The following is a 25,764-nucleotide window of genomic DNA, read 5'->3' as shown; positions in this document are numbered from 1 at the left end:
TCATTGGAAGGTACATATTATAATGAAAAGGATTTTAAAACACACACTAATTTTATCAATGCTTACATGCACTTTAACATTTTCTACAAATACAAAGGCTTCTGTTGCAGATACTTCTTTAAATGAAAGTACTACAAATGAAGTCACTACAACCTACAACTTATCAGAAACTTCTTTAAGTAACGATACTAAGACCGTTTCTTTACCTTCAGATAAATCTGATTATATTAAATCTGACTTATCGCCTTTAACTTCTAAGGTCATAGTTCTTGATCCCGGTCATTGCAAAAAGCATATCGGTGCCCGTGGATATGGACTTAAAGAAGAAGATATTGTACTTGATATTTCTAAAGCATGCAAAAACAAATTAGACAATTATGGTGACATTACAGTTTATACGACAAGAACAACCAATAATTGTCTCTCTACCCTCGGACTTGGAGACTGCCTTACAGCAAGAAACAGATATTCAAAAAGACTTAATGCTGATTTTTTAATAAGTCTTCATATCAATGCTAATGAAAATAAAAATAAAACCGGTGCTTTAATGCTTGCAGCATATGACTCCGGTTATAATAAAAGAATTCATTTACAAACTACCTCATTTGGTAAAATTGCCTTAAAGAACTTACATTCCTTAGGATTAAAAAAACGTGGTTTTTGGATGCGAAAATACAAAGGTTTGCATTACAAAAACGGGTCTAGAATGGATTATTATTCTATTGTCAGAAATGGTGTTTTATACAATATTCCAAGTGTTATTATTGAGCACGGATATATCACAAATAAATCTGACTGCAAAAAATATTTTAATACAGTAGCTAAAAGATACCTTCTTGGTAAAAAGGATGCCGATTCCATCATTTCATATTTTGGACTAAATAAAGAAATAATTTCCGGTAAATTTGTAAAAGACGGTAAGGATACATATTATTTAACAGGCGACAACAACATCGTAACCGGTTGGGTTAAATACTCCGGTAAATGGTATTATTTTGACACTGTTACCGGAAAAATGAAAACAGGTTTTTTAACTGTAGATAACAGGAAATTTTACTTAAGCCCTTCTACCGGAGAAATGTGTACAGGTTGGATTACCGTTAAAGGAGCAAAATATCTTGCAACAGGAAATGGGTCTTTAGTAACAAATACATATTTTAATGATGGGATAAAAACTTATAAATTTAACGCTTCCGGCAAGAAGATGTAAGTTTTTCATTTATTCTTTTTATATGCCTATAATGAATTTTATATATTTTTCATTTTTAGAATTATTGTTTTTTTATCGCCTATATTAAAATTATAAATAGTATGGCATATTATGACTTACAGATATTATTAATTATAGATAGTGGATTTTTTTATGGAGTTACTACAATTAAAATATTTTAAAGATGCCGCTGAACTTGAGAATTTTCCTTAATTGCTAAGAAAAATATGGTTCCTCACCCCTCTATAAGTTACGCAGTAAAGAACTTTGAATACTTCGTTCCATAAGTAAAATCTTATCTCATACAAAAAAATCACAGAAATAATTCTGTGATTCTACAAGCAGCCTGTACGGGAATTGAACCCGTGATTCCGCCTTGAGAGGGCGGCGTCTTAACCTCTTGACCAACAGGCCTAAAAAATATTACTGTACTATTATAACAAGAACCGTCAAATTTGCAAGCACTTTTATTATTTACACTTTTATTATTTACACTCTTCTTTTTCCTAACTTTATCTTTAATAATCTTTCATAAAATTATCAAACTTTCTTTTAATTTTGTACACATTCTTCAATTATCATAAAATCATAAAATCGAAACACTCTTAAACAAAATTTTGTTTGTGATACATGTCTGGTTTGACGAAAGTGCATTTGACGCCGTCGGTTCAAATATTTAGTGCATAGGCTGAATGAAACCGCAGGTTTCAAAGTCTGTCTGTGTGCTGAATATTTAGAACTGCTACGAGCGGCAAGCAGCGCGAGCGTTCTTTTGTCGAACCAGACATGTATCACAACAGAAATTTTATAATTGTTTCGCAATTTTAGTTTTTGAATAATTGAGAAAGGGTTGCAGAATATCTGCATAGTATAAATTATATGAACGTTTTAATGTTATTAAAAAATAAATCAGAGGTTTCCTACATATATGACACATTTACATTTGAACAGGGATTAGAAGCTATGAAGGAACATGGTTATACCGCTATTCCGGTTTTATCAAAGGATGAAAAATATGTAGGTTGTGTTAGCGTTAGTGACTTTTTATGGAGTCTTGTTGACTATATGAACAATAAGGTAAAAAGTGAAAAACCTTATTTGGTTAAAGATATAATAAAGAAAAATTATAATCCGGCAGTTCGCGTAGATGTGAAAATGGATGAGCTGTTAAATCGCTCAATGAGCCAGAATTTTATTCCTGTTACAGATGACAGAGATTATTTTATTGGCATCGTAACAAGACAGGACATAATCAGAAGTTTTGTTGGTTCAACACAACCTTCTGAAAGCAATGCATAAAATGACTATTATCTTAAATTTGTGAACACATTTTTCAACTTTTCTTTGTGTTCAAATTTTTTTCATACTTTTTTTTCTTATAAAAGGCTTATAATACAAAAGTATTCGATTCTTCTATATTATAAGCCTTTTCATTTACATTTCTTTATACTTTTATTCTAACCATCGTTCATCCGGCTACCGGATTTTATTATTGATTAAGCCTTTTTTTTGTGATGGTTGGAAGATTACTGTTATATGAGTTCCCTTTCCTTCGGTACTCTCGAGTTCAAGCTGTGCATTATGTTTTATCAAAATATGCTTAACTATTGCTAGTCCAAGTCCTGTTCCACCTGTTGATTTTGACCTGCTCTTATCAACTCTGTAAAATCTTTCAAATATTCGTTTCTGATTTTCCTTTGAAATTCCTATTCCGGTATCTAGTACCTCAAGATTTACTCTATCTAATATTTTATTAACACGTACAGTGGCACTTCCACCCTCTCTGTTATATCTGATAGCATTACTCAGAAGATTATACACTAATTCTTCCATCATCATCTTATTAGCAGTTATATTACATGGTGTTCCTTCAAATTTTAAATTGACTCCATGATCTTTAGCATTAAATTTAAGCATTTCCACACAATTTTTTGCAATGTCGTATATATTTACTGTTTCCATTGCAACTTTGCTTTCTGACGAATCAAGTTCAGACAATTCTATGATGTCATTTATAAGTGTTAGAAGTCTTTGAGAACTTTTGTGTATTTCTCCTGCAAATCTTATAGTATCTTCCTGTGTTGCCATTCCATTTTCAATTAATTCCGAATATCCTGAAATGGATGTAAGAGGAGTCTTTAATTCATGCGATACGTTCGCTGTAAATTCCTGCCGCACATGAGAATTTTTTACTATATCCTCATGTTGTTTCTTTATTGTATCGATAAAAGGCTGTATCTCTTTATATGTTTTTATATCTTTTATTTCATCAATATTATTAGCAAGTTCTTCTACCGGTTTTACAATACTTTTTGTAATATAATGAGTAATAATTCCAACAGAAAAAAGCATTAATATTATGATTCCTAAAATAAGCGGAAGCACTTTTATAAAAATATTCCACACACTACTAGCTTCTTTTGCAATTCTTAAAACCTGTCCATCATCCAAAAGTACTGCATAATAATATGTGCTCTTATTAAGAGTTGAAGATTTTCTAACATCTGAGCCCTCACCATTTTTGAGCGCCGATTCTATTTCAGGTCTGTCTTTATGATTATCCATTTCAATATCATTTGCTTCATTATCATAAACAACAGTTCCATCTGCATCTATTATTGTTATTCGCAAATCTTCGTTTTTGAGATTTAATTTTTCCTCATTAGACGCATTAAACACCCCTGCACTTCTAAGTACATGGGTGTATGCTTTCATGTCATTTCTCATTTCCTGTACAAACAATTCATAAAATGTTCCTACAGACAAACTCATAGTTAATATAATAGCAATAAATGAAACTATAATAAATTGCATATTTATTTTTTTCTTCATTACATTACTCCATCCTATATCCTACATTTCTTACCGTCTTAATTCTATTTCCTGCCTCTTTAAGTTTGTGTCTTAAAGTTTTTATATGCATGTCTAATGTTCTTGATTCACCTTCGTAATCTGTTCCCCATACGTCTGCCATTATTGTATCTCTATGTAATACAATTCCTGCATTAATCATAAGTAATTTTAATAGTTCAAATTCTTTGTATGTAAGTTCACAAGGCTCATCATTTACATAAACAGCTCTTTTTTCAGTATCCATAAACACATTACCTATAGATATCATTTTTTCTTCCTGCAGATTTCTGCTTCTTCTAAGAAGTGCCTTTACCCTTGATATAAGTTCCATTACTCCAAATGGTTTGGTTATATAATCATCTGCTCCCATATCAAGTCCTTTTACTTTATCTATTTCTGTTGTTTTAGCTGTAACCATGATGATTGGCACTCTCATGGTATCCGGTCTTTTTCTTAATTTTTTTACTATTTCAAGACCATCTTCATCCGGAAGCATCACATCTAACAACACAAGGTCCGGAAGTTTCTCGTACAGCCTTTTGTAAAAATCTCCGGCACATTCAAATCCCTCTACAGCGTAATCTATGTTTTTTAATGCAAACATTTCTATTTCCTGTATGTTTTTATCATCTTCAACAATATATATTAAAGCCATATCTTCCTCCTTGTGTTTATCATAAAACTATTTCTGTCTAATCTGCATACTAATATTATGCTCATTTTTTATTCACATAACATAACTAAAGCATATCATATTCTTAGTTTAAATAGTACTTTTCTTTATATTCCTGATATAATTTTTTAAACTGTGTATCATCATGTTTAACATTATCTAAATATTCATGTGTTCCATATTCATCTTCTCTTACCTGCAACATACATACTGCTACATTTGAGCAATGATCTGCAACTCTTTCGTAATTAGTAATTGTATCTTCGAGAATTAAACCAATATCTATTGTACATTCTCCATTTTGTAATCGTTTAACATGATTTTTCTTTATCTTAGAATTAAGTCTGTCTATTACTTCTTCAAGTGGCTCTACCCTTACAGCCTCATCCAAATTATCTGCCGTAAACACATCTACAGTCATATTCATAATCTCTTTAAGGGCATCTCCATACACCTGAAGTTCCTTTGAGGCAACATATGAGAATTTCAATCCTTTACTGTGCATATCTTCTGCCTTTTTACTTATATTAATCGCATAATCTGCGATTCTTTCAAAATCCCCAATTACATGAAGCATAATTGATACTGTCTGGCTATCATTTAAGGATAACTGCTTACTGCTTAATTTTACTAAATATGTTCCAAGCTGATCCTCATACTGGTCAATTTTATTTTCCAGTTTTACTACATCTTCAGCTGTTTTTTTATCATAATTTTCAAACAGACTCATTGCCTTAAATAAAGCATCTCTTGACAATGAAGCCATTTTCTTTGTAACGCTTACACTTTGTACTACAGCAAATGCAGGTTTTTCAAGAAAACGAGCATCAAGCATTTCTAATGTTTTATCTTCTGCAATATCTTCTGATTCTTTTTCATCTCTTACCGTAAGTGTTGCAAGCTTAACAAGAACCTTACCAAAAGGTAAAAGCAATATTGTTGCACCTACATTAAATAAACTATGAACTATTGCTATTCCTGCTGCATTTGTTGCATCACCTAAAAATGAGAAATGCATAAATCCATTTACAAGGTAAAATACAATCATAAATACTGTAGTTCCAATTACATTAAAATATAAATGTACAAAAGCTGCTCTCTTTGCGTTTTTCTTAGCACCTATACTTGAAATCAATGCTGTAACACATGTTCCTATATTCTGTCCCATTATAATCGGTATTGCAACTCCATATGATACAAATCCCGTAGCACATAATGCCTGTAAAATTCCTACTGATGCCGATGAACTCTGAATCACCGCTGTAAGAACTGCACCTGCCAACATACCAAGTATTGGATTAGAAAACATAGTAAGAATATTTGTAAATTCAGGAACATTCGCCAATGGTTTTACTGCTGCGCTCATTGTTTCCATTCCAAACATTAAAACGGCAAATCCAAGAAGAATTGTTCCAATATCATGTTTCTTTTCACTTTTTGTAAATAATAAAAATACAATACCTATAACAGCTAATATTGGTGAAAATGATGACGGTTTCAACATTTTAATCCAAAAATTATCACTTTGAATTCCTGACAAACTAAGAATCCATGATGTTACCGTTGTTCCTATATTTGCACCCATAATAATTCCAACCGCCTGCGTCAGTTTCATTATTCCCGAGTTAACAAAGCCTACCACCATAACAGTTGTAGCTGATGAACTTTGAATTACTCCTGTTACTGCAGCACCTAAAATAACGCCTTTTATAGGTGTTGATGTAAGTTTTTCCAATATTTTTTCTAATTTTCCACCTGCTGTCTTAGCAAGTCCATCCCCCATAACATTCATTCCATAAAGAAATAACGCTAATCCTCCAATAAGGGACAATACATTGAAAATATCCATAAATTTCCTCCTGTGCTTTTCCTAAAGCCTTACTGCCAATTATATATGTTAAACTACTTAGGCTTTATGTCTTATGTTTTTATTTACATTCTTTTTACATTTGCATTGTATTTTAGTGGTGTAAAGTCAGAGGGATATTTATGTAAAATCTATGTAAAATTTCAATCTTTACGATATAAATATATTGTTCCACCAAATAATCCGCAAAATGTTGTCGGATATCCTATAATAATTGTCATTATCTGCCAGGAAATCTTACCTGTTATAAAAAATGGAACTGTTATAACAGACATTCCAATTAACCATGTCACTACACTTAATACTAAAAACATCTTATATGTACTAATATTTTTTCCCTTTGTAATTTTATCGGCTATTAAATAAATGCTATTCATAATACACTCCATTCCGCCTATTTCATCCTTTGGCTTAAACTGTAATTTAATGTTTTTTATCTTTTTCCTGTAATTGAATAAATTACCCATTCGGATATATTTGTTGCATGGTCGCCTATTCTCTCTAAATATTTTGCTACCATTAATAAATCTGCCATTTGTTCTCCATCTTCATCATCATCTTTTATGGCAACAATCAGGGCTTTTTTTACTTCGTCAAATAATCCATCAATTATATCATCATGATTTATTACCGCTTTAGCTTTCTCAATATCCTTGTTAACATATGACTCTATACTTTGGACAAGCATTATCATTGTTTCTTTTGCCATTTTCTCAATCTTTTCTAATTTACATCTATATGGCTTATCTGCCATCATTATTGTTATTTCTGAAATATCTGCTGCATGGTCACCTATTCTTTCCATATCGGTAACCATTTTTAAAGCTGATGAAACCGTACGTAAATCACTTGCTACCGGTTGCTGGCTTAGTAAAATTTTCATGCACATGTTTTCTATATTCTTTTCCATTTCGTCAATTTCAGCATCATATTCAATCGCTTTCTTTGCTGTTTCAACATCCTGTCTTACTAATGCAGAAATCGCATTCTCTATAGATTTTTCAATCATTGCCCCCATTTCAATCATATTGTTGTTTAAGTTTTCCAACTGTTTCATATATTTATCTCTCATTTTCATCCAACCTCTCTTTCCATTGATAACATTCATATGCCTTGTAGAACATTTGCTCTTTTAATATATATTCGATATATAACGACCAACGTGTTATAAAATCAGCCAAATCTTCCTGTAATGTACTCTTCTGTCTTTTTATTTTTAGGCATTGAGAATAGTTTTTCTGTATTATCATATTCAATTACTTCTCCAAGTAAAAAGAAGGCTGTATTATCTGAAATTCTTGTTGCCTGTTGCATATTATGAGTTACCATAATAATTGTATATTTATCTTTAAGCTCTAATGCTAAATCTTCAATCTTTGATGTAGAAATAGGATCAAGTGCTGATGTAGGTTCATCCATTAAAATAACTTCCGGTTCAACTGCTAATGCCCTTGCAATACATAATCTTTGTTGCTGTCCACCAGATAATCCTAAAGCTGATTTTTTCAATCTGTCTTTTAATTCATCCCAAATTGCAGCCTGTCTCAATGACTTTTCTACTATTTCATCTAATTTACTTTTTGAATGGATTCCATGTGTTCTTGGTCCATAAGCTATATTGTCATACACACTCATTGGGAATGGATTTGGATTCTGAAATACCATTCCTACTCTTTTTCTCAAAAGATTTACATCCATATTTCCATATATATCTTCACCATCTAACTTTATATCACCTGTTATTTTGCATCCTTCAACTAAATCATTCATTCTGTTTAATGTCTTAAGGAAAGTTGATTTTCCGCATCCTGAAGGTCCGATGAATGCTGTAATCTGTTTTTCAGGTATTTCCATATTTACATTTTTTAGGGCATGATATTCGCCATAATATAAATTCAAATTTTTTACATCAAATTTACTACTCATTTCTTTCTCCTTTAAATTCATTCGGAATTCTTTTCATTTTTTTTATTATTATTTAGCTTTATTTTTCTCCGCCACTTGCCTTTTCAAATTTCTTTGCAATAAGTCCTGATGCTCCATTTATAAGAAGTACCATAATTAAAAGTACTACTGCTGTAGCATATGTCTGGTCTGTATGTAATCCTTCTCTTGAAAGGCTGTACATATGAACTGCTAAAGTTCTTCCTGATTCAAATAAACCTCCTGCTACCTTTGTAGCTGCACCTGCCGTATAAATTAAAGCTGCTGTTTCACCTACAATTCTACCTATTGCAAGAATAACTCCTGACAGAATTCCGGGAATGGCTGACGGTAAAACTACCTTAAATACTGTTCTTAACTTTCCTGCTCCAAGTCCGAAACTTCCTTCTCTATATGAATCCGGCACAGACATTAATGCTTCTTCTGTTGTTCTTAATATTACAGGAAGTACCATAATCGCTAATGTACATGCACCTGCCATTAATGAAAGTTTCCATTTAAGAGTTGAAACAAAGAATAATGCTCCAAATAAGCCATATACAATAGAAGGAATTCCTGTTAATGTTTCTGCTGTTATTCGCATAATTCCAACAAGTTTATTTCCTCTTTTTGCATATTCCACAAGATATATTGCTGAAAATATTCCAATTGGTGCTGAAAAAAGAAGTGACAACAATGTCATTGATATAGTATTTATAATCGCCGGCATCATTGATACATTTTCTGAATTATATTCCCATGCAAATAAATCAGGTGTAAGGTTTGGTATACCTTTAATTAATATATAGCAAACTATAAAACCTAAGCATAATGTTGTTGCTAGTGCTGCTAATCCAACTAATAATAACAATATAAAGGAGCCCGGTTTTCTTTTATAACTTTTTAATCTCTGTAAAAAGGAAACTTTATTTATTCCTTTTATTTGTGATAATTTGTCATTATTCATAATCTACTTTACTCCTTTAATATTGATGTTTTTCTTTATTTTTTATAATTGAAAACAGGAGATTGATTATAAGAATAAATACAAACAGAACAACACCTGTTGCTATAAGTGCCTCTCTATGTAATCCCGCAGCATATCCCATTTCCATTACTATATTTGTTGTTAACGTTCTAACACCTTTTAACATACCCTCCGGCATTCTTGGCTGATTTCCTGCAACCATAATTACTGCCATTGTTTCTCCTATTGCTCTTCCTACTCCTAATATAATCGCTGCCAAAATTCCTGATTTTGCTGCCGGAACAACAGTAAGGAAAACACTTCTTTCATGAGTTGCACCAAGTGCTAATGCTCCCTGATAATATTTATCCGGCACTGCTCTTATTGAAGATTCAGATACCGAAATAATTGTAGGTAAAATCATCATTCCAAGTAAAATGCTTGCTGTAAGCATGCTAAGTCCATCGCCACCAAAATTATCTCTTACCATTGGCACCAAAACCACCAGACCAAAGAATCCATAAATTACTGATGGAATTCCAGCCATGAGTTCAATTCCCGGTTTAAGTATTTTGTACAAAGGCTTTGGACAAAATCTTGCTAAAAATATAGCTGTTAAAAGTCCAATTGGTACACCTATAATCAATGCTCCGGCTGTAACGTATATACTTCCTACAATCATTGGTAAAATACCATATATGTTATTCGTCGGACGCCATTGTGTACCAAATATAAATTTAGTAAATCCAATTTCTTTTATTGCCGGTATTCCATTTGCAAATAAGAATATGCAAATCAAAGCTACCGCTGCAATTGACACACAGGCTGCAATTAAAAATATTATTTCCATAAATACTTCTTTAAATTTCTTCCAACCTTTATTTGCTCCTACATTATTATTTTCCTGCATTTCTTTTCCTCATATATTTCTAAAGCCCGACTTACCAGTTAATACGTTGTCAGCCAGGCTTTAATCTTTTTCTGATTTTTACCAGATTATATCTTTATGTTATTATTTAACATCTGCCCAAGTTGTAACTGCACCTGTAAAAATATCTTTAATCTGATCTACTGTTAAGTCATCAATTGTGTTGTTATTATTAACAATTACTGCAATACCGTCTTTTGCAATTGCTGTTGCCTTAACTCCTTTTTCTTCATCCTTTAAATCTCTTGATGCCATTCCGATATCACATGTTCCTTCAATTGCTGAATTAACACCTGTTGTAGAATCACTTTCCTGAATTTCAATTGATGCATTTGAGTTAACTTTGGCATAAGCTTCTTTTAATTTTTCCATTACAGGAGTTACTGATGAAGAACCGGCTACTACGATGCTTCCTTTTACTTTGGATGATGTAAAACTTCCTGTATTTTCTACTTCGATATAACCATTGTCTGAAATAATTTTCTGTCCATCTTCACTCATAATATAGTTAATGAAATCCTGTGCTACTTCACTTACGCTATCACCTGTTACGATGTTAAATGGTCTTGCAAGTGTATATGTACCTGCATTAATGTTATCTGCTGTAGCTTCAACTCCACCTACTTTAACTGCCTTAACTGTGTCATTTAATGAACCAAGTGAAGCATAACCGATTGCGTAATCATTTCCTGACACCGTTGTCATCATTACTTCTGTGCTGTTTGTAATGCTTGCATCTAATGTTGTGTTATCAACCTTATTTCCATCTGCATCTTTTTCTTCAACACCTGTTAATTCAATGAAAGCTCCTCTTGTACCAGAACCATCTTCTCTTGAAACAACTGAAATATCTTTAGATGTATCAAATCCTGTTTCTGAACTTGCGCTTTTATTTGTTCCTGCATTATCAGAATTCTTTGCGTCTGAATTTGTAGAACCACAACCTGTCATTGTTCCCATAACTAATGCTGCACTAAGTGCTAAAACTGCTAATTTTCTCATTTCTTAATTCCTCCATAATCTGACGATTTATTTCATCGCTCTAATTTACATTTTCTTTTATTTAGTTTAAAAATAATTAACTAAATATGCGCATTTGTTAATTCTTCTTAATCATAAATGCCCAATGTAAAATCCATAACCATCTCTAAGTAAAAAATACGTAAAGTTCGATTGTAACGAGCCACGCAAATAAAAAAAGACCAACGCCACGTTTCAAGCTTGCTTGAAAATTGGTGTTGGTCTTTCTTTATTTATGCGGCGACAGCCGTAACGAAAAAGATGCGTAGCATCTTTGAGTTGCGCTCGTTACAATCGAACTTAATCGAACTTTTCTTTTTTATCCGCGACAGCCGTAACGAAAAAGATGCGTAGCATCTTTGAGTTCGGCTCGTTACAATCGAACTTTCTTATTCTCCGAATACGGCTTTATAATCAGCCTGAAACTTTGCTATTCCCTGATCTGTTAAAGGATGTTTTGTCATTGTCTCAATTACCTTATAAGGAACTGTAGCAATATCAGCTCCTGCTAATGCACAATCCGTAACATGAATTGGATTTCGTACAGATGCAGCTATAATTTCAGTTTCATATCCGTAAATATCAAAAATTTCTGCTATTGTTCTTATTAAATCAATTCCCGGCTGATTAATATCATCAAGTCTTCCTAGGAATGGTGATACATATGATGCACCTGCCTCAGCTGCAAGTATTGCCTGATTTGCTGAAAAAATCAAAGTAACATTTGTTTTAATTCCTTCTTTTGAAAGTACCTTGACAGCCTTCAAGCCCTCGACAGTCATTGGAATCTTTACAACCATATTCGGATGAATTGAAGCTATTTCTCTTCCTTCTGCAATCATACCCTCTGCATCAGTTGTTGTTGCTTTAACTTCACCGCTTATAGGTCCATCTACAATAGTAGTAATTTCTTTAATAACTTCGTTAAAATTTCTTCCCTCTTTAGCAATCAATGATGGGTTTGTAGTTACACCACAAATAACTCCCATATCATTTGCCTTTCTGATATCATCTACGTTTGCTGTGTCAATAAAAAACTTCATAATGTTATTTGTATGAGACTTTTCATATATCTCATACTCTCCTTTCTTCATCCCATTATCCCAAATCTGTTTATTTTCAACCTACAATACGCAAATTAATTATGTTACCATCTTTTATCAACTATTTCATCCACCCATTGTTCAATATCCAATATCTGTTGTACCGTCGGATTATGAATAGTCTGATGATAACTCATACAATATTCAATAATTTCCGTAATTTCCAAAAAACTTATCTGTCGGTTTAAAAACATTGCAACTGCTTTTTCATTTGCTGCATTAAGAACCGTAGGCATAGAACCTCCTATCTTTCCTGCTCTATATGCAAGTGATAAACCTTTAAATTTTTCAAAGTCCGGGTCTTCAAATGTAATTTGGGCTATTTTTCCAAAATCTGCTCTTTCTCCGGCAAGATATCTTCTCTCCGGATAATAAATTGCATATTGAATTGGTAATTTCATATCAGGTAAACCTAATTGAGCCATAACAGCACCATCCCTAAACTGTACCATAGAATGAATAATACTCTGAGGTTGAATAACTATCTGAACATCATCGACATCTACATCAAATAACCATTTTGCCTCTAATACCTCTAATCCTTTATTTACCATAGTTGCTGAATCTATTGTAATCTTTGGACCCATTTTCCAATTTGGATGTTTCAAAGCATCTTCAACAGTAACATCTTTCAGTTTAGCTTTGTCTACCGTTCTAAACGGTCCACCTGAAGCTGTTAATATTATCTTATCAATCTCTTTATGATTTTCTCCATTAATTGACTGGAAAATTGCACTATGTTCACTATCAACCGGTAATATTTTCACATTATGTTTCTTTGCTAAATCCATTACCAAATGTCCTGCTGTAACAAGTGTTTCCTTATTAGCCAATGCAATATCTTTTCCGGCTTTTATACATTCTAATGTAGGTACTATTCCTATCATTCCCACAAAAGCCGTTACAACTAATTCAGCCTTATCATATGTTGCTGCCTCAATTAAGCCATCCATTCCTGTTACAATCTTTATATTTTTATCTGCAACAGCAATCTTTAATTGTTCAGCCGCCTTTTCTTCATAAACACATACAATTTCAGGATTAAATTCTCTAATTTGTTCTTCAAGTTTCTTTATATTTTTCTTAGCTGCAATTGCAACTACTTTTAAATCATTATTAGTTCTTACAATTTCCAGTGTCTGAGTTCCCACTGAACCAGTAGACCCCAATATTGAAATATTCTTCATGATACTCCATTCTGTCTCCTTCATTTAAGGAAACATCATTATATATTCTTTCTCTATTATTTCTTAATCTCTTATATTTATCTTTTATTTTATTATTTAAAAGTATAATTTTTGTAAAATTAAGCAAAATCTAAGACAAGAATATCACATTTTTTGTAAAAAATAAAGTAGTTGCCCCTCAAACCAGATGTTAAGTATATAATTTATGCAAAAAGGTAGGGAGTAATAAAAATTATTTAGTATTACTCCCCAAATTATGAAAGACTAGTTATGTCAATGTGGCTATTTCTCTTTTTTAGCTTTAACGATTGCCTCAGCCATTTCATGTACTCTCTGTGCCGGAGATGGTGCATTTAAAATACCTGATGTAGCACCTGTTCCATCTGCTCCAAGTTTTACTACATTATAGCAATCATCTGCTGTGCTTACTCCTGATGCAATCATTACTAATACATTAGGATTAACCTCGTGAAGACCCTTTACTGTTTCAATAGTATATGAGTCATCTGCTACCTTTCCTGTTCCAATCAAATCTGTTGGTTCTGCTAATACTATATCAGGATCCATACATGCAACTGCCTTTGCCTCAACTGTTGAATCTGCACAAACTATTGTAATCATTCCTAATTCTTTTGCTCTTTTAATTGTTGCATATAAATCTGAAACTGTTTTAGGATTTTCAGCATGATTTAAAAATACTGCCTCTGCTCCTGCTTCCTTTAATGATTCAGGAAGTACATGTCCCATTCCTCTTCCAGGAGTCAAAGGATCCATTGATTGAGCACACACAATAAGATTTTCTGTATTTTCCTTTATTAATCTTATGTCAGCATATGGGCATGTAAAATAAATCTGAAGTCCTGTTTCTTTTGCAGTTTTATCTGCTGCCTTTGCTAATTCCAAACTTTTTTCACCATATAAATATGACTTTGGATTAACAATCAAAAAAGGGGATTCTGCTTTTGCCATTTTACTCTCCTCCTATTCTCCTATAACAATAATTTTACATTTTCTTGTTCTTTCTCTTGTTCTGTCAAAATCTACAAAATAAACATATCCCGTAGGTCCTACACCCAATTTTCCATCATCAACTTCCAATGTGGCACTTGAACCAACAAGTGTAGATCTTAAATGGGCATCTCCATTAAATAAGGCTGTTCTATCACCATTTGGTAAATATGTAGCTGCATCAGGCCATGATTCAACAGCTTTATAATGTTCTTCACCAGGATAATTATACTGATCTGCATTTACATGATCAGGTATGATTTTCTTTAATACATCATTCAAATCTTCCTGTAAAAATTCATCTCCTGCTTCATTGTAATCATGTACAAATTCTTCAAAAAATACTGAGCATGTTGTATGTGGTGAAATTGCTACACAAATTCCATTCTTTATTCCACTTTTCTCTATTGCTTCTCTAACCTGTGGTGTAATATTTACATATGTTGGTGTACCACCGTGTGATTTTAACATAATTGTTTCTTTATATACTGCCATCTATACTCTCCTTTTCATAAAATTAAGTAGTAGTTAATTATTTTATTTTCTGAAATACCTTTATTGCACGCTTTACATCCTCTTTAATTGCTTCTGTTGCAACTAATGACATTGAGTCATAGAACAATGGCTTACTATCATCCTGCCAATATTCCTTTGATGCTTTTCCACCTGCTGTATTCATATATGTATAGTAATTAACTTTACAAATTCCATTTTCAATAGCTACAGCATAATCCTCATCTGATACTCCTGAACCACCATGCATAACCAATGGAATGTTTGTTGCTTCTCTAAGTCTTGCAACTCTAGGTAAATCCAATTTTGGTTCAGTCAGATATACTCCGTGTGTCGTACCAAATGCAACTGCAAGGCAATCTACATTTGTCATTTCAACAAACTTCTTTGCTACTTCAGGATCTGTATATATGTTATCTAAGTCTTCATAATCATCAGTGCTATCAGCTCCTGCTCCTTCACCCTGTACGACTTTTGATGTGAAAATATGTCCCAATTCAGCTTCAACACTTGCTCCAACTGCATGTGCAATTTTAACTATTTCTGCTGTTTCTGCTGCATTTTCTTCAAAACTTTTAGCTGATGCATCATACATAACGGATGTAAAGCCTAATTTTAAAGCCTGAACACATCTATCAAAACTTGAACCATGGTCTAAATGTAATGCAACAGGAACTTTCGCCCTTTCAGCATAATACTTCATAACCGGTCCTATCTCTTCTAAATCAATTAAATCATCATGGCTTTGTGCATGCTGTAATATAACAGGTGAATTAAGTTCTTCCGCCGCCTGAATAATTCCTCTGATTGCTTCTAGTGTTGTACCGTTAAAAGCTCCAACTGCCTTATGTTCTACTTTCGCTTCATCAAGTAATTCTTTTAATGTTACCAGCATTACTATCCCTCCTATCAATCCTATGGATTAAATAAAATAATCTATTTTAATTACATTGTTTTCAAATTTACTATATACTAATTAATTTTTAACTAATTTCTTACTGATTTTCTTCTGTTTTTCCAGTTCTTTTTTCTGAGCTAATCTTTCTCTACCTTCTTTTCTTGCTCTGGTAACAACAGAATCCGGATTAACTTTTTCATCTAAATCATAAAAATAATCTACTATTTCATCCTGTTCTTCAAATTCAGATACTCTAATCCAATATCTTCCTTTTAAAATCCCACCTTTATTTATATTCATATATATTGATGTATTTCCTGCAACCATTCTCATTGAGAAATTTGTCATTTCACTTATCTTATAAGTATGTTCCTGTTTGTATGCACGAAAAGTTACACTGTCTTTTCCCAATTCAAATTCATACGGATTACTTAAAGATATAAATTCATTCCACACATTATATACACAAATGATTAATATAAACATCAACAAACCACTAAATCCGGTCATCACCTGCCTGATTAGGCAATAAAGCCCAATCAGGAGTGTGAATAACCCCGGTAAAGTATGTTGAATGAAATAGTGTGATTTATTATACACATAACTTTTCATATATACATTTACCTTTCATTTTTATTTTTCTTCAGCATGAGCTGCTTTAATAATACGCTGTCTGTTTAAGAAAGCTAATGCAAGTGCTACAATTCCCACAACCACTAATGCTATAATGCTTAAGTTACCTGCTCTGTAAATAAGCCATGTAAGTGGGTTTGCACCATCACAAATTGATGAAATCTTTGTAACACCATCATATGTAGCTGCATCTACTGTATGAGCTACAGATGTAGTAACTGCTGCAAGGTCAGTTGAAATATATAAACCACCGATTAATGCAACAATACCTGTTATAATTGCACGGAATCCATTACCACCAACTAATGGTACAATTAATACGAACATATATGGTAATACTGATAAGTCAGTCATTGGAAGTACTGTGTTTCCAGGAAGAATAACTGCAAGGAATACAGCAATCGGTACAAGAATAAGTGATACTGTTAATGTAACAGGATGTCCTACACCTACTGCTGAGTCAAGTCCAATATAAATCTTTCCTCTGTTTGAGAATCTCTTTGAAATAAATCCCTGAGCTGCTTCTGAAATTGGCATAAGACCTTCCATAAGTAATGCAGCCATTTTTGGAATAAGTACTAATGCAGCACCTAAGTAAATACCACATGTTAAAATGTCTTTTAATGGATATCCTGCTAATACTCCGATAACAAGACCTAATACTGTACCAATAATAATTGGTTCACCAAATACACCGAATTTCTTCTGTAATTTTTCAATATTAATATCGATCTTGTTAACTCCCGGAATCTTATCGATAATCCAGTTAACTACGATTGCAAATGGAACAAAGGCTGCTGTAAATCCATGAGGAAGTGAAACGCCCGGCATTCCTAAAACTTCTTCTGCCTTTGGTGCTGTGTAGTCAGCAATTACAAATACTATAATAATATTAATAACAGCTGCTATAATACCATATGCAAGGTTATCTGTTACAATAGCAACTAATGAACCTGTAAATGCGAAATGCCAATAGTTCCAAATATCAACGTCGATTGTCTGAGTTGTATTTGTAAGTAACATAATAATGTTAACAATTAAACCAATTGGAATAATTATAAGACCAATTGTTGTACCCATAGCAATCGCTGCTGCTGCAGGCCAACCTACATCTACAGTTGTAAGTGATAAATGGAATCTGTCGGCCATTTCCTGAACTGCCGGTGCTAAATAAGTACCAATAAGTCCTACTGCAAGGTTAAGTCCAATGAAACCTACACCTACTGTTAATCCACCTCTAAGGGCTTTACCAAACTTTGCTCCTAAAATAACACCAAAAATTGTTAAAATAATTGGCATCATTACGCTTGCACCTAAACCATTAATGTAACTAAAAAAATCAATAATATATTGCATGCTTTTTCTCCCTTCTTAATCTCATTTGAAAATAATTTCAAATATTTTCTTACGTGTTACTTTTTCTACTTTTTCATCTGTTCTTCTACATCACTGAACAATTTGTCAACTCCGATACCTGTCAATAATGGAAGTCCAGGTATTACAGGACAAGGAATGTTTCCACCAACTACTGTTGTAGCAATGGCAAAGTCAGCATTTTTTGCTTTTTCTGCAAGTTCAGATACCTGACACTGTTCAATCTGGTATTTTCCTGCATATCCGTGCTCATTAAGATACTGAGATACCTTCTGGTTTGCAACTGTTGATGTTGCTACTCCTGATCCACATGCGATAACTATTCTTTTCATATCTGTTTCTCCTTTCATATAATTATTTGCCTTTTGGCAATTTATTAAGTTCCTACCCCTCTACAAGAGTGGTCATAACTTCATTAATTTTGTCCATGTCCTGTGCCATAATCTCTTTTAATGTATCTTGATTCTGGCATACGGTTATTAATTTCTGGAGCATATCCATTTGATCTTCTTTATGTTTAATTGAAAGCATAAACAATATTGAAACATCAGTTGTTTCTCCCTCCATTCCCATTACATTAAATGTTACGGGTTTGTCTAAAATTCCAAGACAAATTGCTGCATCATTTACATATTCAGGATCTGTATGTGGAATTGCCACACTTATTTCTCCAACCGGAAGACCTGTAGGATAAACTTCTTCTCTTTTTAGGATTGCCTCAGGAAAACTATCCTTTACATATCCTTCCTCCTGTAATGCTGAAGCCATCTGTGTTAAAACTTCTTTGTCATTTTCACCTGATAAAGTAACTGCTAAATAATGTTTTTCTTTATTGCTTGTTATCTTTTTCATCTTTCTCTCTCCTTTTACTTTTTTTCAAAACTCTTTATCATATCTAAAACTGATTGTTCATTAGGAAGTTCATCAAACTTCCTGATATTATTTTCGTCTCCAAAAATCATCATCATGTCATATATTGCCTGATTAATGCTTTCAGCATCCTTAATACTCATTCCTATTACATATCTTACCGGATCGTTAAATTCACTTCCGAATTCTATTCCTTTTTTTAGTCTTACAAATGAGGCTGCCTCTTTTATAACTCCCTTACTACTATCAGCATGTGGAAGTGCCATTCCCTTGCATACTACAATATATGCTCCATGTTTTTTTACATTGTTAACCATTTCATCAATATACTGACCTGTTACAGTTCCTGAATCACGGAGTAACTGTCCTGCACATTTTATTGCCTCTTCCCAATCTTTAGCCGGATAATCAAGAACAATTCTATCTGTTGAAAGTAATTGATAAAATGCTCCTTGTATGTCCTTGCCGGTATTCTCATTTATATCTTTTATATTAGGCAATTCCATTTCTTCTTTATTCTGTCCCTTAAGTTCAAATACTTTTTGTTGAATATTCAGTATATCCTTGTCATCTAGCATTGGACTTCTTATGACTACACTCGGTAAAACTGCATCCGGTAAAGGAATTGTTGAAATAATCATCTTAGCTCCCGATTGTTCTATTTCCTTCATATTATGATGTGACGATACACTGACAATTTCTATAATATCATCAAGTATTTTTAACTTTGCCAACATAAATTGAACTGTTCCTCTTCCTGTTGCACAAACAAGTGCTACCGGAATTTTTTTATTTTTATTGTTTTCAACTTTTTCTTTTTCAATTACTGATGCAAAATACAAAACAAGAAATAATACCTCATCTTCCGAAAATTTCTTTCCTATAAATCCTTCCAGTTTTTCTAATTCCTTATGTACAATCTTCAGTATTTCAGGATAATCGTTTATAATTGCTTCTTTGAACGGATTTACTAAAACTTCTCCATTCATAACTCTGTAGACAGCCGATTTCATATGAGCAACCATCAAATCATACAATCCAAAATCAAGATAAAAATCTATTCCTAATTTTCCTGATATCGAATGAATTGCTTCTGCAATCATTACCTTTATATCCAAAGAATTTGCACTGTTTCTTTCACCCTTAAGATATCTCTTTCTTCTCAGGCACTTAGTAAACATAAGTATTTCTTCTTCTGTTATTCTGATGTCATATTTTACTCCTATTTTATTGAGCACCGATTTACTAAATGGATACTTTGAACTAATTTCAATTTCTTCTCTTCCACTCTCTTCAAAAGAAGTAAGATATTTCTCCCGACTCATTCTGTTTACCATTATTACCAATTCAACAATAGCTTCATAAAATGAGTAATCTTCTAATATAACTCCTGTATCTTCCTCTTCCTCTAAAAGAATACTTTTCAAATAATCAAAACTCTGTGCATAATCAACTTGTTTCAAAAGTAGATTCCAATAAATATTAAGCATATATCCGTTTTGATAATATTCTTCACTGTTAATTTCCAATAACTTCAAAATATTCTCACGAATCTGTGATTCTGATGCTTCAATTGTATAACCCACATGAGCTTTGGCTTTTAAATTCATATCCCTGTCTTCAAACCATATTTTCAATTCCTGTAAATCACTTAAAATTGTATTTCTACTTACACCAATTTCTTTTTTTAATTTATCAACAGTTATGTATTCTCTTCCATTAAGAAGTATCAATGCCAAAACAGTGTGTCTTTCATTTTTAGTCATTGTATATGAATAAAAATCATAATTTGTAATAAATTTTTCAAATTCTTTTATATTGATTTGTCTCTTATTTTCTAGCTCTAATTCTCCCTCAGAATTTTCGGAAATAACCGGCAATCCTGCTTTTTGCAAGTCATCATTTATTCCCTTAATATCCAGTCGTATGGAGCGTTCCTGAACATTATATTTTTCTTTAAATTCTGATATGTTCAGTTTTTCATTCCAAATTAATTCGTTTAATATTTTATTGCCTCTTCGGTTCATATTCTCACCTTTTCCCCTTCGACTTAATTTAATTATAATTTGTTTATTTTTATTTTGAAGTCCAACTTTGCACAGATTTTTTTCATCAAATTGTACTATTTATTATTATTATCCAACATTTTTTTGTATTTTTCTACCAAATTCTTTTATTTATCGGTGTTGAAACGTTTCTATTTTTTTCATATTATTTCATTATTTATCAACCTGTAAATATTGATTTTTACACAAAAAAAAACATGCAGCTATACAAAAATATTTTTGTATAACTACATGCTTAATATTTTATAAATCAAATATAGATAACTGATTTCCTTCAGGCATTCCATCAAGCAAACCTAGGTCTGACATTGTTTCCACAACTGTCTTACTTACTTTTGCCCTTTCTCTCAAATCATCTTTTGAAAGGAATTTTCCATCTTTTGCTGCCGCTTCAAGCATTTCTGCAGCTTTATCTCCCATTCCTTCTATTGCACTAAATGACGGCATTACCTTTCCATCAATAACCTGAAACTCTTTTGCTTTTGCTCTGTAAAGGTCAATTGGTTCAAATTCATATCCTCTTGCATACATTTCCTGTACTACTTTTAAATCCCCAATTGTATCTTCATCTTTTTTACTTGTTTCATTATTCTCTTTCTTACGCATAAGATTGTCCAGATAATACTCGCAACGTTCCTTACCCTGACACATTAGTTCATAGTTAAATGCCTTTGCTCTTATGGCAAAATAAGCTGCATAATATGCCTGTGGGTAATAAACTTTATAATATGCAACTCGAAGAGCCATCATAACGTAAGCTGCTGCATGGGCTTTCGGGAACATGTATTTAATCTTTTTACATGACCATATATACCAATCAGGCACACCATTATCAATCATAATCTGCTCATTTTCAGGAGTAAGTCCCTTACCTTTTCTTACAGCTTCCATTATCTTAAAGCTAATACCCGGGTCAATTCCTTTGTCAATAAGATAAGTCATAATATCATCTCGAGTACAAATTGCTGTTGAAATAGTACATTTGCCCTGTGCAATTAACTCCTGAGCATTTCCAACCCATACGTCCGTACCATGTGACAATCCCGAACACCTAATCAAATCGGCTATTGTTTTTGGCTTTGCATCAACATACATTTGAATAACAAAATCTGTTCCCATTTCAGGAAGACCCAGCGTCCCGATAGGACATCCTCTTATCTGTTCAGATGTTACTCCTAATGCTTCCGGGCTTTCAAATAAAGACATAAGCTTCGGATCATCAAACGGAATCTCTACAGCATTCGTTCCTGTTAACTTTTCAAGTCTTCTAATCATTGTCGGATCATCGTGTCCGAGAATATCAAGCTTAAGAAGGTTAGCATCTATGGCATGATATTCAAAATGAGTTGTAAGCGTATCTGTCGTCATATCATTTGCAGGTTTTTGGATTGGTGTAAATTCATATATTTCCTTATCTCTTGGGACAATAACAATACCACCCGGATGCTGTCCTGTACTCTTTCTTATACCGGTACATCCTCTTGCTATTCTGTCGATTTCAACATAACGCTTATGTATATCATGCTCTTCAAAATAATTCTTTACATAACCAAACGCTGTTTTATCAGCCACACCTGTAATAGTACCTGCTCTAAAGGTATGTCCCTTTCCAAACATAACCTCAGTATATGCATGTGCATTTGCCTGATATTCACCTGAAAAGTTTAAGTCGATATCAGGCTCCTTATCACCATTAAATCCAAGGAAAGTTTCAAATGGCGTATCAATTCCATCCTTATGAAGAGGTGCTCCACATCTTGGACATTTTTTATCCGGCAAATCCCAGCCTACACCACCATTTAATGAACGTATTTCTTCAGAATCAAATTCCGAATACTGACAGTTAAGACAGTAATAATGTGGTTTAAGCGGATTTACTTCCGTAATTCCTGACATAGTTGCCGCAAATGATGAACCTACGGAACCTCTTGAACCTACCAGATATCCGTCTTCATTTGATTTTAAAACCAAACGTCTTGCCATTATATACATAACCGCATAGCCGTTACCAATAATAGAATCCAATTCTTTTTCAAGTCTGTCGTGAACTACTTTTGGCACAGGGTCACCATATATTTCTTTCGCTCTTGCATGACACGAATTTCTAAGTTCCTCTTCTGAATTATCAAGCACCGGTGGACATTTATCCGGATGGATTGGTGAAATATCCTCAATCATATCACTAATCTTTGCCGGATTTGTTATAACAATTTCTTCCGCTAAATCACTATCAAGATAACTAAATTCATTAAGCATTTCATCAGTTGTTCTTAAATAAAGCGGTGGCTGTTCATCTGCATCTTTAAATCCGTTACCATACTGAATAATTCTTCTGTACATTTCATCTTCAGGATCAAGGAAATGTACGTCACATGTAGCAACCGTAAGTTTTCCGAGTTTCTTTCCAAGTTCAATTATCTTTTTATTTATATTAATTAAATCTTCATTTGAATTGAGAAGTCTCTTATCATCCTTTTCAGGGTCACCTGTCTTAACCATAAACTGGTTATTTCCAAGAGGCTGCACTTCAAAATAATCATAGAAATCAGCTATTCGCATAATTTCCTGCTGACTATGTTCATGTAATATTGCCTGATATAATTCTCCTGCTTCACAGGCACTACCAATAATCAATCCTTCTTTATATTTCAAATAGTCACTTTTATGAATTCTTGGTTTACCATTTGCAAATGTATCTATATGAGAAATAGATATAAGCCTATACAAATTTACTCTTCCTATATTATTTTGCACTAATATGATTGCATGATGCGCTTTTGCCTTCTTCATTGCATTTTCAGACATTTTTCCGGCTTCGTTAGCCTTGTCTAAATCATGAATATCTTTTTCTTCAAGCAAATCACACATTTTTAAGAAAATGTGAGCCGTACATTCAGCATCATCAACAGCTCTATGATGATTTTCCAAGGAAACACCTAATGCCTTTGCAACATTATCAAGTTTATATCGACCTAGTCCTATTATAAGGAATCTTGCCATTAACAATGTATCCACAACTGTAAAATCACATGGTAATCCCTGCCGTTTTGCATTTGCCGAAATAAAGCTCATGTCAAAATCTGCATTGTGTGCAACCATAATTGCGCCTTCGCAAAATTCTAAGAACTTTGGAAGTACTTCTTCAATTTCAGGAGCATGGATTACCATATTATCATTTATACCTGTAAGTTTTTCTATTCTAAAAGGAATCGGTACTTTAGGATTTACAAAAGTACTAAACCTGTCCACAATCTGACCATTTTCAACTTTTACTGCGCCTATTTCAATTATTTTATCAAGAGATGGAATAAAACCGGTTGTTTCGATATCAAATACTACATATCTGTCTTTAAGGCTTTGTCCTCTTGGATTTGTTATCATATCCTTCAAATCATCTACAAGATATGCTTCAACACCATATATTACTTTAAAGTCAAATTCTTTTCCCTGCTTTTTACACATACTCTTGATATCGCAATATTCATGCCATGCATCAGGGAAGCCCTGAACAACACCGTGGTCAGTAATTGCAATTGCTTTGTGACCCCAGTCATAAGCCCTTCTGACAATTTTTCTTACATCACTTACACCGTCCATATCGCTCATTTTTGTATGGCAGTGTAATTCAATTCTCTTATCAACTGCTGTGTCATGTCTTATTTCAACAAAATTTGATATAAGCTTCATTCCAAAGATGTGTCCAACATTTACTTCCTTATCATATGGATCATAAGCTGCTCTACCTTTAATTCTTACAAATTTGCCTTTACCTACACGACTTTTAAAATCTGCCAAAACCTCTGTATTATCTAAGAACAATTTAACCATTACACTGTCTGTAAAATCAGTTACAGATAAAGAAACAATAATCTTTCCTTTTCTTGTTTCTCTTTCATCCATATTAAATATCTGTCCCTTAATAACTACTTCACCTGAGTCATCAAATAATTCTGCAATTTTAGTTTCTTCATCAAATTCGAAATCTCTACCATATACGACATCAGGGTTATCCGAGCGGGTTGATTTTACAATCTTAGGTCTTTCAGGTGTTTCCTGTGCCTTTTCTTCCTGTTTTTCAGGCTTATTGCTCTTATTTCTGCTCATTAAGATTTCAACTTCATTTCTAAGTTTCTTTTCTTTCTGTTCTTTAAATTTGTCCTTTTGTGCTTCAACTTTCTTAATTACAACTTTTAGCGGAATATTAAAACGAATATTGTAAATATTCTCAATTGTATTTTTTATGACATTCATACGTTCCTCTGTCATAAGATGCGTTTCAAGTTCCATCTCTAAAGCTGAATCGGACAGGAACTGAAATTGTGCCTTTTTATACATTGTCGCTATCAGCGCACTTTTTTGGGAAAGTTCTGTATAAATACTATCCTTATATATGTCAAATAAATTTTTTGGAGTATATTGTTGTGATAAACTGTAATGCTCCATTATCTGAACGGATATTTTCTTTCCCATCTTTAATTGTCTGCATAATTCATTTTCTACAGATAAAATAGCAGGCTTATTAATAAGCCTGCTGCTTTCTATATAAATACGCAATTTTGTTCTGTCTCTGTTAGCAGTAATTCTTGTAACTTCAACCTGTTCAAATATTTCTGTTAATTCACTATTAAGTTTTACATCTGGAAATACTTCAAAAAAAGTTTTTCTTTCCAT

At 32.9% G+C, this 25,764-nt stretch carries 22 protein-coding genes and 1 tRNA gene; 2 read left to right on the top strand and 21 right to left on the bottom strand.

The genetic code is table 11. From position 1 onward, the window contains the following. Positions 1 to 1,210 (top strand): N-acetylmuramoyl-L-alanine amidase (locus tag CCC31_RS11650; protein WP_290851705.1); only part of this gene is annotated, 1,210 nt, incomplete at its 5' end. A gap of 342 nt (positions 1,211 to 1,552) precedes the next feature. On the opposite strand, the gene CCC31_RS11645 is transcribed toward CCC31_RS11650, so the two are convergent. After that, a tRNA-Glu gene (locus CCC31_RS11645) sits at positions 1,553 to 1,624 on the bottom strand. A 465-nt stretch (positions 1,625 to 2,089) separates the two neighbouring features. Here CCC31_RS11645 and CCC31_RS11640 point away from each other — a divergent pair. Then, positions 2,090 to 2,509 (top strand): CBS domain-containing protein, encoded by a 420-nt coding sequence (locus tag CCC31_RS11640; RefSeq protein WP_022088479.1) that lies wholly within the window; start codon positions 2,090 to 2,092, stop codon positions 2,507 to 2,509. A 177-nt stretch (positions 2,510 to 2,686) separates the two neighbouring features. On the opposite strand, the gene CCC31_RS11635 is transcribed toward CCC31_RS11640, so the two are convergent. The 20 genes from CCC31_RS11635 to CCC31_RS11540 all read right to left on the bottom strand — a co-directional run bounded on the left by CCC31_RS11635 (position 2,687) and on the right by CCC31_RS11540 (position 25,764). Continuing rightward, the gene (locus CCC31_RS11635) at positions 2,687 to 4,042 is read right to left on the bottom strand and encodes an ATP-binding protein (protein ID WP_118565554.1); all 1,356 of its coding nucleotides are present in this window, start codon (positions 4,040 to 4,042) and stop codon (positions 2,687 to 2,689) included. A gap of 4 nt (positions 4,043 to 4,046) precedes the next feature. Continuing rightward, positions 4,047 to 4,718, bottom strand: a complete 672-nt coding sequence (locus CCC31_RS11630) for a response regulator transcription factor (RefSeq protein ID WP_022088477.1) — start codon at positions 4,716 to 4,718, stop codon at positions 4,047 to 4,049. A gap of 103 nt (positions 4,719 to 4,821) precedes the next feature. Then, entirely contained in the window at positions 4,822 to 6,585 is a 1,764-nt protein-coding gene (locus CCC31_RS11625) for a Na/Pi cotransporter family protein (RefSeq protein WP_118565555.1), read from the bottom strand. Positions 6,586 to 6,746: 161 nt separating this feature from the next. Continuing rightward, positions 6,747 to 6,980, bottom strand: a complete 234-nt coding sequence (locus tag CCC31_RS11620) for a hypothetical protein (protein WP_147365045.1) — start codon at positions 6,978 to 6,980, stop codon at positions 6,747 to 6,749. A gap of 56 nt (positions 6,981 to 7,036) precedes the next feature. Continuing rightward, the gene (gene phoU / locus CCC31_RS11615; protein WP_290851701.1) at positions 7,037 to 7,675 is read right to left on the bottom strand and encodes a phosphate signaling complex protein PhoU; all 639 of its coding nucleotides are present in this window, start codon (positions 7,673 to 7,675) and stop codon (positions 7,037 to 7,039) included. Positions 7,676 to 7,776: 101 nt separating this feature from the next. Next, on the bottom strand, positions 7,777 to 8,529 hold the full coding sequence (gene pstB, locus CCC31_RS11610) for a phosphate ABC transporter ATP-binding protein PstB (protein WP_022088473.1): 753 nt from the start codon (positions 8,527 to 8,529) through the stop codon (positions 7,777 to 7,779). A gap of 58 nt (positions 8,530 to 8,587) precedes the next feature. Continuing rightward, entirely contained in the window at positions 8,588 to 9,493 is a 906-nt protein-coding gene (gene pstA, locus CCC31_RS11605; protein WP_022088472.1) for a phosphate ABC transporter permease PstA, read from the bottom strand. 16 nt (positions 9,494 to 9,509) lie between these two features. Continuing rightward, a complete protein-coding gene (gene pstC / locus CCC31_RS11600) occupies positions 9,510 to 10,403 on the bottom strand; it encodes a phosphate ABC transporter permease subunit PstC (RefSeq protein WP_290851698.1) in 894 nt (297 codons plus the stop codon). 102 nt (positions 10,404 to 10,505) lie between these two features. Then, positions 10,506 to 11,423, bottom strand: coding sequence for a substrate-binding domain-containing protein (locus tag CCC31_RS11595; protein ID WP_022088470.1), 918 nt, complete (start codon positions 11,421 to 11,423; stop codon positions 10,506 to 10,508). 407 nt (positions 11,424 to 11,830) lie between these two features. Next, positions 11,831 to 12,484, bottom strand: a complete 654-nt coding sequence (fsa, locus tag CCC31_RS11590; protein ID WP_117909857.1) for a fructose-6-phosphate aldolase — start codon at positions 12,482 to 12,484, stop codon at positions 11,831 to 11,833. 104 nt (positions 12,485 to 12,588) lie between these two features. Continuing rightward, positions 12,589 to 13,731 (bottom strand): 1-deoxy-D-xylulose-5-phosphate reductoisomerase, encoded by a 1,143-nt coding sequence (locus CCC31_RS11585; protein WP_290851696.1) that lies wholly within the window; start codon positions 13,729 to 13,731, stop codon positions 12,589 to 12,591. Between the two features lie 282 nt (positions 13,732 to 14,013). Further along, positions 14,014 to 14,700: a triose-phosphate isomerase gene (locus CCC31_RS11580; protein WP_117909805.1), complete on the bottom strand. Its 687-nt coding sequence runs from the start codon at positions 14,698 to 14,700 to the stop codon at positions 14,014 to 14,016. A 12-nt stretch (positions 14,701 to 14,712) separates the two neighbouring features. Then, on the bottom strand, positions 14,713 to 15,234 hold the full coding sequence (locus tag CCC31_RS11575; RefSeq protein ID WP_117909804.1) for a YjbQ family protein: 522 nt from the start codon (positions 15,232 to 15,234) through the stop codon (positions 14,713 to 14,715). Positions 15,235 to 15,271: 37 nt separating this feature from the next. After that, positions 15,272 to 16,147, bottom strand: a complete 876-nt coding sequence (locus tag CCC31_RS11570; RefSeq protein ID WP_117909803.1) for a class II fructose-bisphosphate aldolase — start codon at positions 16,145 to 16,147, stop codon at positions 15,272 to 15,274. An 81-nt stretch (positions 16,148 to 16,228) separates the two neighbouring features. Then, a complete protein-coding gene (locus CCC31_RS11565; RefSeq protein ID WP_243003028.1) occupies positions 16,229 to 16,636 on the bottom strand; it encodes a hypothetical protein in 408 nt (135 codons plus the stop codon). A gap of 147 nt (positions 16,637 to 16,783) precedes the next feature. Further along, complete coding sequence (locus tag CCC31_RS11560) at positions 16,784 to 18,139, bottom strand: PTS transporter subunit IIC (RefSeq protein ID WP_290851695.1); 1,356 nt, start codon at positions 18,137 to 18,139, stop codon at positions 16,784 to 16,786. 65 nt (positions 18,140 to 18,204) lie between these two features. After that, positions 18,205 to 18,489, bottom strand: a complete 285-nt coding sequence (locus CCC31_RS11555) for a PTS sugar transporter subunit IIB (protein ID WP_117909800.1) — start codon at positions 18,487 to 18,489, stop codon at positions 18,205 to 18,207. A gap of 52 nt (positions 18,490 to 18,541) precedes the next feature. Next, entirely contained in the window at positions 18,542 to 19,009 is a 468-nt protein-coding gene (locus CCC31_RS11550; protein WP_290851694.1) for a PTS sugar transporter subunit IIA, read from the bottom strand. 14 nt (positions 19,010 to 19,023) lie between these two features. Next, the gene (locus CCC31_RS11545; RefSeq protein WP_118565558.1) at positions 19,024 to 21,054 is read right to left on the bottom strand and encodes a BglG family transcription antiterminator; all 2,031 of its coding nucleotides are present in this window, start codon (positions 21,052 to 21,054) and stop codon (positions 19,024 to 19,026) included. Positions 21,055 to 21,336: 282 nt separating this feature from the next. Further along, positions 21,337 to 25,764, bottom strand: a complete 4,428-nt coding sequence (locus tag CCC31_RS11540) for a PolC-type DNA polymerase III (RefSeq protein ID WP_117909797.1) — start codon at positions 25,762 to 25,764, stop codon at positions 21,337 to 21,339.

The organism is Eubacterium sp. LMAG:50 (assembly GCF_008680265.1).
Taxonomy (GTDB): Bacteria; Bacillota; Clostridia; order Lachnospirales; family Lachnospiraceae; genus Eubacterium_U; species Eubacterium_U album.
This window is presented reverse-complemented; position numbering and strand designations above follow the sequence as displayed.